The sequence below is a fragment of the Actinomycetota bacterium genome (assembly GCA_035540895.1).
Lineage (GTDB): Bacteria > Actinomycetota > JAICYB01 > JAICYB01 > JAICYB01 > DATLFR01.
On record DATLFR010000125.1, the window covers coordinates 1 to 11,426 of the forward strand.

Annotated in this window: 11 protein-coding genes; 5 read left to right on the forward strand and 6 right to left on the reverse strand. The window is 70.5% G+C overall.

Annotated elements, in window-relative coordinates; all coding sequences use genetic code 11:
• A partial coding sequence (locus VM840_06940) for a septal ring lytic transglycosylase RlpA family protein (GenBank protein HVL81307.1) occupies positions 1–332 on the forward strand: 332 nt, incomplete at its 5' end.
• Positions 333–338: 6 nt separating this feature from the next.
• Here the strand turns inward: VM840_06940 and typA are convergent.
• Positions 339–2,168, reverse strand: coding sequence for a translational GTPase TypA (gene typA / locus VM840_06945; GenBank protein HVL81308.1), 1,830 nt, complete (start codon positions 2,166–2,168; stop codon positions 339–341).
• Between the two features lie 41 nt (positions 2,169–2,209).
• Positions 2,210–4,399 carry an ATP-binding protein gene (locus VM840_06950; GenBank protein HVL81309.1) on the reverse strand — a complete coding sequence of 730 codons (2,190 nt, stop codon included), beginning with the start codon at positions 4,397–4,399 and terminating at the stop codon, positions 2,210–2,212.
• An 83-nt stretch (positions 4,400–4,482) separates the two neighbouring features.
• Here VM840_06950 and VM840_06955 point away from each other — a divergent pair, with 83 nt between their 5' ends.
• Both VM840_06955 and VM840_06960 read left to right on the forward strand, forming a co-directional pair.
• On the forward strand, positions 4,483–4,914 hold the full coding sequence (locus VM840_06955; protein HVL81310.1) for a hypothetical protein: 432 nt from the start codon (positions 4,483–4,485) through the stop codon (positions 4,912–4,914).
• Positions 4,911–5,198, forward strand: a complete 288-nt coding sequence (locus tag VM840_06960; protein HVL81311.1) for a hypothetical protein — start codon at positions 4,911–4,913, stop codon at positions 5,196–5,198. Before VM840_06955 ends, VM840_06960 begins: the two co-directional genes overlap by 4 nt.
• A gap of 4 nt (positions 5,199–5,202) precedes the next feature.
• Here VM840_06960 and VM840_06965 read toward each other — a convergent pair whose 3' ends face one another.
• Positions 5,203–5,823: a TetR/AcrR family transcriptional regulator gene (locus VM840_06965; GenBank protein ID HVL81312.1), complete on the reverse strand. Its 621-nt coding sequence runs from the start codon at positions 5,821–5,823 to the stop codon at positions 5,203–5,205.
• A gap of 46 nt (positions 5,824–5,869) precedes the next feature.
• Here VM840_06965 and VM840_06970 point away from each other — a divergent pair, with 46 nt between their 5' ends.
• Positions 5,870–7,159, forward strand: a complete 1,290-nt coding sequence (locus VM840_06970) for a ribonucleotide-diphosphate reductase subunit beta (GenBank protein HVL81313.1) — start codon at positions 5,870–5,872, stop codon at positions 7,157–7,159.
• On the forward strand, positions 7,156–7,605 hold the full coding sequence (locus tag VM840_06975; protein ID HVL81314.1) for an SCP2 sterol-binding domain-containing protein: 450 nt from the start codon (positions 7,156–7,158) through the stop codon (positions 7,603–7,605). The genes VM840_06970 and VM840_06975 overlap by 4 nt, the downstream gene beginning before the upstream one ends.
• Here VM840_06975 and VM840_06980 read toward each other — a convergent pair.
• From VM840_06980 to VM840_06990, 3 genes are all read right to left on the reverse strand, one after another.
• Positions 7,602–9,305, reverse strand: a complete 1,704-nt coding sequence (locus VM840_06980; GenBank protein ID HVL81315.1) for an IlvD/Edd family dehydratase — start codon at positions 9,303–9,305, stop codon at positions 7,602–7,604. The two genes, VM840_06975 and VM840_06980, sit on opposite strands and share 4 nt — an antisense overlap.
• Positions 9,302–10,267 carry an aldo/keto reductase gene (locus VM840_06985; protein ID HVL81316.1) on the reverse strand — a complete coding sequence of 322 codons (966 nt, stop codon included), beginning with the start codon at positions 10,265–10,267 and terminating at the stop codon, positions 9,302–9,304. Before VM840_06985 ends, VM840_06980 begins: the two co-directional genes overlap by 4 nt.
• A 30-nt stretch (positions 10,268–10,297) precedes the next feature.
• Positions 10,298–11,426 (reverse strand): ATP-dependent DNA ligase (locus VM840_06990; protein HVL81317.1); only part of this gene is annotated, 1,129 nt, incomplete at its 5' end.

An 11,426-nucleotide genomic window follows, 5' to 3' on the forward strand; every position in this document is an offset into this window, starting at 1 on the left:
TCTCCACCTGCATCGCGAGCTGGTACGAGACCGGACGCGTGACGGCGACCGGGGAGCGGTACGACCCGCGGCTGCTCACCGCCGCCTCCCGGACCCTCCCCTTCGGCACCCGGCTCGTCGTCACCGAGATGTCGACCAACCGATCGGTGGTGGTCCGGGTGAACGACCGGGGGCCGTACGTGGACGGCCGGTGCATCGACCTCTCGCGCCAGGCGTTCTCGCTGATCGCGCCGACCGGCGCCGGGCTGATCGCCGTGAGGCTCGAGATGCTGAACGAGCAGGCGCCCGTGCTCGTCCACCAGACCCAGGTGGCGGAGGGGCCCGACCGGTAGGACCGGTCAGTCCCGCTGCTTCGCCCGCTTCGTCTCCCGGCCTCGGACCGCCCTGTCCAGCGTCCGCTTGCGCAGACGGATGGACACGGGCGTCAGCTCCACGAGCTCGTCCACGGACACGAACTCCAGCGCCTGCTCCAGCGAGAGCACGCGATGGGGGACGAGCCGGATCGCGTCGTCGGACCCCGCAGCGCGGATATTCGTCTTCTGCTTCTCCTTCGTGGGGTTGACGTCCATATCGTCGTGGCGGGCGTTCTCGCCCACGATCATCCCCTCGTACACCTCGGTGCCCGGTCCAATGAACAGCTCGCCGCGCTCCTGGAGCTGGTCCAGCGCGTAGGAGGTCGTGACCCCAGCGCGGTCGGCGACGAGCACGCCGGTCATCCGGTGGCGGATCTCGCCCGCCCACGGCTCGTACCCGGCGAAGACGTGGTGGAGGATCGCCGTGCCCTTCGTATCGGTAAGCATCTGGGTGCGGAAGCCCAGCAGGCCCCGGGCGGGGACCCGGAACTCCAGACGTACCCACCCCGTCTGGTGGTTCGTCAGCGACGACATCCGGCCCTTCCGCAGGGAGAGCTGCTCGGTCATCACGCCGATGAACTCCTCGGGGACGTCGATCGTCACGTCCTCGACCGGCTCGCACAGCTTGCCGTCGACCTCCCTGGTTATGACCTCCGGCTTCGAGACCTGGAGCTCGTAGCCCTCGCGGCGCATCTGCTCGATCAGGACGGCCAGCTGCAGCTCACCCCTCCCCTGCACCTCGAAGGTGTCGGGCGAGTCGGTGGGCAGCACCCGGACGGACACGTTGCCCAGCGCCTCACGCTCGAGGCGGGCCTTGAGGTGGCGGGCGGTGAGGAACTTGCCCTCGCGCCCGGCTAGGGGCGACGTGTTCACCCCGAACTCCATGTGCAGGCTCGGCTGGTCGACGTGCAGGAGCGGGAGCGGACGCGGATCGGCGGGGTCGGTCACCGTCTGGCCGACCAGGACCTCCTCCAGGCCGGCGATGGCGACGATGTCTCCCGCCTCGGCCCGGTCCACCGGCGCGAAACCGAGACCGCTCGGGCCCATCAGCTTCGTGACGCGTTGGGGAGCCGAAGGGCCGTCCTCCCCGGCGACGACGACCGTGTCGCCCGTGGCGATCGCGCCGTTGCGGATCCGCCCGATCGCGAGCCGGCCCACGTAGGGGTCCGCGTCGAGGTTGGACACGATCACCTGCAGAGGGTGTCCGGCGGTGAACCTCGGGGGCGGGGTGACCTCCAGCAGCGCCTTGAAGAGCGGCCCCAGGTCGTCGGAGAGCATGTCCGCGGCCGGACCGGCGCGTCCTTCCCGCGCGTTGGCGTAGACGACCGGGAACTCGATCTGGTGCTCGTCCGCGTCCAGGTCGAAGAAGAGCTGGTAGACCTCGTCCAGCACCTCCTGGGGCCGGGCGTCCTTGCGGTCCACCTTGTTGAGGCAGACGACGATCGGGAGCCGGCGATGCAGCGCCTTGTGCAGGACGTAGCGCGTCTGAGGCAGCGGTCCCTCGGACGCGTCGACGAGGAGCAGCGCCCCGTCCACGATGTGAAGGGAACGCTCCACCTCCCCGCCGAAATCGGCGTGCCCGGGGGTGTCGACGATGTTGATGCGGACCCCGTCCACGGTGACCGAGGCCACCTTGGCCAGGATCGTGATGCCTTTCTCGCGTTCGAGGTCCATCGAGTCCATGACCCGGTCGACGAGCTCCTGGTGCTCCCGGAACGTGCCGGTCTGGCGGAGCATGGCGTCGACGAGGGTCGTCTTGCCATGGTCCACGTGCGCGATGATCGCGAGGTTGCGGATCTGCTCCTGCGTCTGCATGACCTAAGTGAATCAGGCGGAGGCCGGCGCCGCAGCGCGCCCTACGGCCGCCGCTCCCCGGCGCTCGCCAGGAACGGCGTGAGCAGGTCGGCCAGGACCTGCATCAGGTCCCGCGCGCGGAGGTGCAGGTCACGGGACCGTCCGTCCGCGGCGCATAGGGTCCCGGCGACCCCGCCGTCCTCCCCGACGACCGGGAATCCCGCGTACGTGACGATGCCCAGGGACGCGGCCGAGGGAGGGTCACCCATGCCCACGGCGACGTCGGACGAGAAGGCAGGCCCCTCCACCAGCGCCCGGCGGCAGATGGTGTCGGTCCAGGCGATCCGGTCTCCGGCTCTGATCCTGAGCGTTCCCGTGTTGTAGGCCTGGACGATCTCCTGCTCCTCCGCAGCCCAGTCGATGCGGGTGAGGTAGACCGACTCCAGCCCCGTCAGCGCCTGGACCGTGCGGAGGACCGACCCTACGACGGACGCGGCGTCCAACGAGCGATCCGTCCCCGGTGGGAGCTTCGCCGGGGCAGCCACGGGCAGCTGGACCCGGAAGCAGGCTCCTCCCCCCGGACGAGGGTCCACCCACACCTTTCCGCCCGCCAGCTGCGCCAGCCGGGCGACGAGGGAGAGTCCTATCCCGACGCCGGGTGAGTGCTCGACGCGGCCGGGGCCCTGGAAGAACGGGTCGAAGATCGCCTCCCGCAGGTGGGCCGGGACGCCCGGCCCGGCGTCCTCCACCGAGAGCAACGCACCCCCCTCGACCCGCGTCACGCTGACCCAGATGGGGACGTCGTCCTCCGTGTACCGGACGGCGTTCGACAGCAGGTTCTCCACGATCCTCTCGACGTGGCCGGCCTGGACCCACGCCTCGACGGGCTCCACGGAGACCGACAGTCTCCGTCCGTCCACGGCCCCCGCCACGGCCACGACGCGCTCGACCACGTGGTCCAACCGGGTCGGCTCCCCCACCGGCCGGACCGTCCCCCGCGCCAGGCGGTCGACGTCGAGCAGGTCCCCCAGGAGTCGGTCCAGCCTCTGGGCGTTCGCGACCAGGCGCTCCAGGAAGTCCGCCCGTTGCTCCGGGGAGAGCCTCTCGTCCGCCCGGCGCATCGTGTCGACGTACCCGAGGACGTTGGTGAGCGGCGTCCTCAGCTCGTGGGAGACGGCCGAGAGGAATGCGTCCTTCATCTCGTTCGCCTCCGACAGCGCCTTCGCGTGGGCCGTCTGGAGGGAGAGCGCATCCTCGAGGGCCTGGGAGGTCGCTCGCTCCTGTACGACCTCCCTCGAGAGGGCGCCGACCCGGACCCCGCCCAGCAGCACCGTGACGGCTGCTAGGCCCAACGTCGGGTAGATCTCCCACGTCGCGCCCCGCGCCACCTGGACGGCCACCACTCCCAGGGGGACGAGGGAGGCGGTGGCGGTCACGGTCCTGCGCATCCTGCGGCTGATGGCCGTGCTCGGGGTGCGCGCCTGCGTGCGCCCCAGGTCCCGCATCGATGGATGCAGCGCCGCCGCTCCCCAAGAGATCAGGAAGAGCATCCACGGGACGAAGAGGAGATCGTCGTCGGGGAACCTCCCGGACAACCGGGCCGCCGTCCACGCGAAATCGGGTACCACCAGCAGCGCCACCGCGGCGATCATGAGCCGGAAGGACGTCCCGCGCTCGCCGTACGTCAGACCGAAGAGGGCGAGGATGCCGAGCAGGATCGTGTCCGCGATCGGGTAGTACGCCCGCACGACCGTCTCCACGATCCCGGCCAACGGATCGGAGGCGTGGGGAGCGAGGAAGATCGCCCAGACCAGGGACGCCATGCCCAGCGTGATCATCGCCGCGTCGAGGTACGGAGTGGCGTCGTTCGAACCCGTGCCCCGCGCGCGCAGGAGGAGCATGAGGCCGGCGGAGAACAAGACATACATCACAGCGAAGAACAGATCGGCCGGGCTGACGCCGGAGCCGTCGTCCCCGAGGGCCGCCTCCGCCAGCCAGACCAGGCTGGCCGCGAGCCAGAACCCCACCCCCGCAGCGATGAGGATCCACGGCACCCGGGGCACGGGACGATGGATCCTCACGCCTGCGACGACACCGGCGAACCCGAGGGCGGAGACGGCCGAGAACAGGATGTCGCGAGAGAGCCCTGGGGACGGGAGCGCCATGAACAGCGCGACGGCCACCCCCCCGACGAGGCCGTAGACCACGAGCGCCGACGTCGTGGTGCGAGCGTGTGTCGGTCTGAGCCCCACGGCCTCCTCCGGGACGGAGCCCCTTCCCTACCCGAGACGGGACACTACCCGCCGGGAGGTCGGGTCATGTCATCTTGTCGGAGATGATCCGTATCGTCCTGCTCGTCGTGGCACTCACCCTGACCGGGTGCGCGTCGGACCTCCCCACCGCGTCCCCGTCACCCCACCCTGAGCTCGGGGAGCCCGCGGAGGGCTTCGACGACCCGGAGGGGGCGGTCCGCGCGCTGGTCGACGAGTTCATGGAGGCCCGTCTGTCCGGGTCGGGAGCCGAGGTGCACCTGACGCCGGTCGCTCAGGAGCAGTACGCGTCCGGCTCCCCCGCGCTGTACGACCCGTCCTACCGGGGCTGGGAGCTGCGCTCGCTCGAGGCGGCGGACGCGAACTCGTACGAGGTCGAGGTGGTCATCGAGCGGTCGGACGGTGGTCCGCTCTCCGAGCGGCTGGGCGTCGGACCGGGCGACAACGTCGAGGGGAGACCCACCCCCTACCTCGTCCGGTTCGCGATGGCGGCTTGAGACGGGTCCGGCTCGCCGCGCTGGTCGCCGTCTACCTCCTCGCCACCCTCTTCGCCTTCGGTTCGGCGCTGTCGATCCTCTTCGAGCTCCAGGGTTTCCCGACCGGCCGTGACTCCCCGAGGAAGTGGTACGTGGCGCTCCAGGTCCTCGCGCTCACTGCGTGTGCGGCCGCGCCACTGGTCGCGACGAGGGTCCTCGCGCGGGACCGATCCCGCACCCCGGCCGTGATCTACCTGGCCGCGGTGGTCCTCGTGGCCGCGGTCATGGGGATCAGGGTCGGCTGACCCGTCACAGGGACGACTCGCGGAGCCCGCCGAAGCCGCGCCACAGCAGGGCCACGAGCAGCGTCACCAGCGTCTCCCGGTCCACGTCCGGCTGGTGGAGCCACCGATCGGTGGCCATCTGCACCATGCCCACGAGCCCGTGCGCCCACGGCTCGGCGGGGATGGGCGCCATGCCCAGCGCGTCCATCTCGGCCGCCATCACGTCGGCCACCTCGTCGGCGACGGCGCGCATGAAATCGGTGATCGCCTCCTGCGCGCTCCCCTCCTCCCGGACGGCCCGTCGCATCAGGAAGTCGTAGGCCTCCCGATGGGTGTCGATGAACGCCACGTATGCCTCGATCGTGCGGTGCAGACGCTCGAGTGGGTCCCCACCGGCCGTGAGCGCCGCGCGCAGCTCGGGGAGCAGCTCGTCGAGGTAACGCTGGGCGAGGGAGGCGAACAGGCTGCCCTTGTCGCCGAAGTACCGGTACAGGACGACCTTCGTCACCCCGGCCTCGGCCGCGATGTCGTCCATCGAAGCGCGGGGGCCCAGCCGGCGGATCGCCCGGTCGGCGGCGTCGAGCAGCCGCGCGCGCCGGTCGCTCTTCCACGCCTCCCCCCGGGTGGCCACGACCCGCGCGTTCATGTAACCTATGGTAACAGTAACCGCTGGTTACACGTGGGAGGCCACCGTGGACGTCTCGAACGAGGTCATCTCGCCCGAGCGCCTCTACGGGCTGTGGGAGCAGCACAACTGGAGCGCCAACTCCATCGACTTCACGCCCGATGCCGGGCACTGGCGTGAGCGCTTCGACGACAGGCAGCGCGAGAGCGTCCTGTGGATCTCCTCGATGTTCCTGGTCGGCGAGGAAGCGGTCGCCCGCACGCTCACGCCGGTGATGGACGCTTCGCCCGAGCTGTCCGACCAGATCTTCCTGGCCACCCAGATCGTCGACGAGGCGCGGCACCACGTCTTCTTCGACCGGTTCCTCCGCGAGGTGGCCTCGGTCGGGTCCGACACGACGACCACCCTGCGCAAGGCCGAGTCCCACCTCACCTGGGGATTCCGTCAGGTCTTCGGCGAGCTCGACCGCGTCACGGACGAGCTGCGCCGCAAACCCCGCGACCGAGCGCTGCTCGCGCAGACGGTCTCCCTGTACCACCTGGTCGTCGAGGGGCTGCTGGCCGTGCCCGGACAGCACTTCCTGCGGGAGTCGATGAAGCGGATGGACGTCATGCCCGGGTTCCGCCAGGGGGTCCAGCACGTGGCCAACGACGAGTCGCGCCACGTCGCGTACGGGGTCCTGCTCCTGGGGCGTCTCGTCCGCTCGTCGCCCGAGTGCCGAGCCGCCGCGATCGAGATGTGGGACCGCGTCCTGGGGTGGGCGGCCGGTGTCTTCGCTCCCCCGGGCATGGACGAGGCCTACCCGCGGGCGCTCGGGTTCGGGGTCCCGGAGGTCTTCGCCTTCGGGATGCGGTCGTTCGAGACGAAGGTGCGCCGGGCCGGGATCGACCCGTCCGATATCCCCATGCTCTCGCGGCTGGAGAGCGACCTCAGCTACGAGGAGCGCGCCACGAGGGCCTGGGAGCTGGTCCGGTGCGGCGTGATCGGCACCGATGCCGAGCCGAGTCCGACCCCGGAGGTCCTGCGCATGATCTTCGAGATCATGGCCGACGAGGCCCAGCCCGACGTGCTCCGCCGGATAGGCGGGACCGTGGAGTGGCGGTTCTCCGACGGCCCGGCGTGGCACGTGCGTGCGAACGACGGACACGTGGAGGCGGTGGACGCGCCCGCCGACTCGCCGGCCCTGGTCATCCGCACGACCGTGCCGGAGTGGACGAAGGTGGCCGTGCAACGCACCGACCCCCTGCGCTCGGTCGTCGGGGGTCGGATGCGGATCGACGGGCCGCTGAGCGCCAAGCTCAAGCTCTCGAAGCTGTTCGGACGCCCTCTGGTGGGCGCGGGAAGGAGGAAGCGATGAGCGACGCGTTCCAGGACATCGATGTCTCCCAGATCTCGGCGGAGGAGTTCTCCGGGCTGGTCGGACAGCTCGACGACGACCAGCTGCGCGAGATCCTGCGCGGCGTGGGAGCCAAGAAGGTGCTGGACGGGATCTTCGGACGCATGCGCGACCACTTCCGTCCGGACCGGGCGGGCGACCTCGACACCACGATCGGTTTCACCATCAGCGACGAGGGAGCCGAGTACGACTACGCGGTCAGGATCGCCAACGGCACCTGCACGATCGACGAGGCGAAGCCCGCCGACCCCCGCGTCGCGCTGGGCACCGACCTCGTCACGTTCGCGAAGCTCGTCACCGGCCACGCCGACGGTCCCCAGCTGTTCATGCGGCGCCAGCTGAAGGTGTCCGGCGACCTCATGTTCGCTACGCGGGTGATGACGTTCTTCGACCGCCCGAAGGCCTAGTGGGACTGGCGCTCCACCTCTGAACCGGACGACCCGACCAGGAAGTCGAGGTCGACGCCCTCGTCGGCCTGCAGCACGTGGTCGACGTAGAGCTTGTACCAGCCGCGGTCCGGGGGCCGAGGCGGCTCCCAGGTCCGCAGCCGATCGGCGAGCTCGGCCTCCGACACCTCGAGCGTCAGCCGCCGGTTCGGGACGTCGAGCGTGACCATGTCCCCGTCCCGGACGACGGCCAGCGGTCCGCCGGCGGCCGCCTCGGGGGCCGTGTGCAGGATCACCGTGCCGAAGGCCGTCCCGGACATCCTCGCGTCCGAGATGCGCACCATGTCCTCCACCCCGCGCTCCAGCAGCTTCCGGGGCAGCTTCATGTTCCCGACCTCGGCCATCCCCGGGTAGCCCTTCGGACCGCACCCCTTCAGGACGAGCACGCACGTCTCGTCGACGTCCAGGCCGGGGTCGTCGATGCGGGCCCGGTAGTCCTCGACCGACTCGAATACGACCGCCCGACCCGTGTGGGTGAGCAGGGCGGGCGAGGCCGCCGACAGCTTGAGGATCGCTCCCTTGGGAGCCAGGTTCCCGCGCAGGACCGCTATCCCCGACTCCTCGAGCACCGGCTCTGAGCGCGTGGCGATCACGCTGCGGTCGTGTACCTCGGCTCCCTCGGCGTAGGACGCGATGGGGGCCCCCGTGACCGTCATGGCCGACCCGTCGATCACGTCGGCGAGCTCGTGCAGGACCGCTCCCAGGCCGCCCGCGTAGCAGAACTCCTCCATCAGGAACTCGCCCGAGGGCATCAGGTTCACGAGCAGCGGGACGTCGCGGCTCAGCTTGTCCCAGTCCTCGAGGTCGAGCGGGATGCCCACCCGTCCGGCGATCGCCTTCAGGTGGAGGACGGCATTGGTTGACCCCCCGATGGCCGCGTTCACCTTTATCGCGTTCTCGAAGGACGTCCTGGACAGCACCTTCGAGATGCGCAGGTCCTCGCGCACCATCTCCACGATGCGGCGCCCCGTCAGGTGCGCCAGCGCGCGCCGCCGCGTGTCGGGAGCCGGGTAGGCGGCCGCCCCCGGGAGGGACATCCCCATCGCCTCGATGAGGCAGGCCATCGTGGAAGCCGTGCCCATCGTCATGCAGTGGCCGTCCGAGCGCGTCTGGCAGCTCTCGGCGGCCAGGAAGTCGTCCATCGACATCCGTCCGGCCGCGACCTCGGCGGAGTACTTCCACACCATCGTCCCGGACCCGACGTCCTGGCCCCGGTACTTCCCGTTGAGCATCGGACCGGACGACAGGCAGATGGCCGGGAGGTCGACGCTGGCGGCTCCCATCAGCATGGCCGGCGTGTTCTTGTCGCAACCGCCGAGCAGGACAACGCCGTCCATCGGGTTGCCGCGGATCGACTCCTCGACGGCCATCGACATCAGGTTCCGCAGGAGCATGGCGGTGGGACGGATGCTGCACTCCCCCAGCGAGATCGAGGGGAACTCGAGCGGCACGCCCCCTGCCTCCCACACGCCCCGCTTCACGTGGTCGGCGATGTCGCGCAGGTTCAGCTGGCACGGGTTGAACTCCGACCAGGTGTTGCAGATGCCGATCACCGGACGGCCGTCGAAGGCGTGGTCGGGCAGCCCGCGTCGGAACCAGCTCCGGTGGATGAACCCGTGGACCCCGCGGTCGCGACCGAACCAGTCCTGGCTGCGGGTCACACCGCCTCCAGGGCCTCTTCGATCCGCGCCATCACGTCGTCGTCCAGGCGCCCGAGCACGTCCAGGGAGCCGAGGTTCTCGCGTACCTGCTCGGGCCGGCTGGCGCCGAGGATCACCGTCGAGACGTTGGGGTTGCGCGCGCACCAGGCTATGGCCAGCTGGGCGAGCGAGCACCCGAGGTTGTCCGCAATCGCCTTGAGGCGCCGGACGGTCGCGTTCGCCTGCTCGTCGGTCAGCCTGTCGCGCAGCCACTCGTAGCCGGCGAGCGCGGCCCGGCTCCCCTCCGGCACGCCCTCGAGGTACTTCCCGGTGAGCAGTCCGGAGGCCAGCGGGCTCCAGGTGGTGAGCCCGAGCCCGATGTCGTCGTAGAGCCGGGCATACTCGTCCTCCACCCGCTCGCGGTGCAGCAGGTGGTACTGGGGCTGCTCCATCACCGGCTTGTGGAGGTGGTGGCGGTCCGCCGTCTCCCAGGCGGCCCGGATCTCGTCCGCGCTCCACTCCGACGTCCCCCAGTAGAGGGCCTTGCCGGAGGAGACGATGTCCGACATGGCCCAGACGGTCTCCTCGACGGGCGTGTCGGGGTCGGGCCGGTGGCAGAAGACGAGGTCGACGAAGTCGAGCTGGAGGCGGTCCAGCGATCCATCGATCGCCTGCATCAGGTACTTGCGGTTCAGGGTGTTGCGGGTGTTCGGCCCGTCGTGGAGCCCCCAGAAGAACTTCGTCGAGACGAGGTAGCTGTGGCGCGGCCAGCCCGCCTTCGCGAGGACCCGGCCCATGATCCTCTCCGACTCGCCCCCCGCGTACACCTCTGCGTTGTCGAAGAAGTTGACGCCGCCCTCGTAGGCGGCCTGCATGCACTCGAGGGCGAGCCCGTCGTCGAGCTGGGACTTGAACGTGACCCACGACCCGAACGAGAGCACGCTGACCTTGACCCCCGCGCGGCCGAGCCGGCGGTACTCCATCTGCACCTCTTTCGCTCGCGAACGTCCAGACTACCGGCCGCGCAGAGCCCGGACGGTCTCGATCGTGTCGGCGTCCGCCGGGTCCTTGTCGTCGCGGTACCGCTTCACCCGAGCGAAGCGCAGGGCGACGCCGCCCGGGTACCGGGTCGAGGTCTGCACGCCGTCCAGCCCGATCTCCACGACCAGTTCCGGCCTCACCCACACGACGTGGCCCTCGCGTCCGGTCTCCCGGGCCAGGAGCTCGGCCGTCTGCCAGCGAAGGAGCTCGTCGGTCAGGCCCTTGAACGTCTTGCCGACCATCACGAAGCCGCCCGTGGCCGGGTCGCGCGCGCCCAGGTGCAGGTTCGAGAGCCACCCCTGCCTGCGTCCCGACCCCCACTCGACGGCGATCACGACGAGGTCGAGGGTCCGGACGGGCTTCACCTTCCGCCAGGCCTTGCCGCGGCGCCCGGCGGCATAGGTCGACGAGACGTCCTTCACGACCACGCCCTCGTGGCCGGCATCCAGGGCCTCGCCCAGCACGCGCTGCGCCTCTTGGACATCCGACGTCACGACGCCGGGGATCCGCAGGTGGCCGGCGAACGACTCGAGGCAGGCCAGCCGCTCTCGCAGAGGCTCGTCCACGAGCGTGCGTCCGTCGACGTGCAGGCAGTCGAACAGGAACCCGGTGACGTCGTGGATGCGCTTCATCGTCTCCTGGAAGGCGGCCGGACGCTGGTCGAGCTCCAGCCAGATGGCCTCCCCGTCCAGCACGGCCTCGTCGACCTCCAGCTCCCGGACGGCGGCGACGATCCCCGGGACCCGCTCCGTGCACCCGTTGAGGTTGCGCGTCCACGCCTGCACGTCGCTCCCACGCTTGTGCACCTGCACCCTGATCCCGTCGAGCTTCCACTCCACCGACGCCTCGCCGAGACCGTCCATGGCCGCGGCGACGTCGTCGGCCGTCGAGGCGAGCATCGGGAGCACGGGCCTCCCGATGCGGAACCCGACCGCCGCCACGGCCTCCTCGCCTTCCCTGAGCGCGAGCTCCGCGACGCGTCCGAGGTCGCCGTCGAGCATCACCGCCCGCCGCACGAGCGCGGCCGGGAGCCCGGACGCCTTCGCCACCGCGTCAGTCATCACGCCCTCGAGGGCGCCCTGGCGCAGCTCGCCGGTGAAC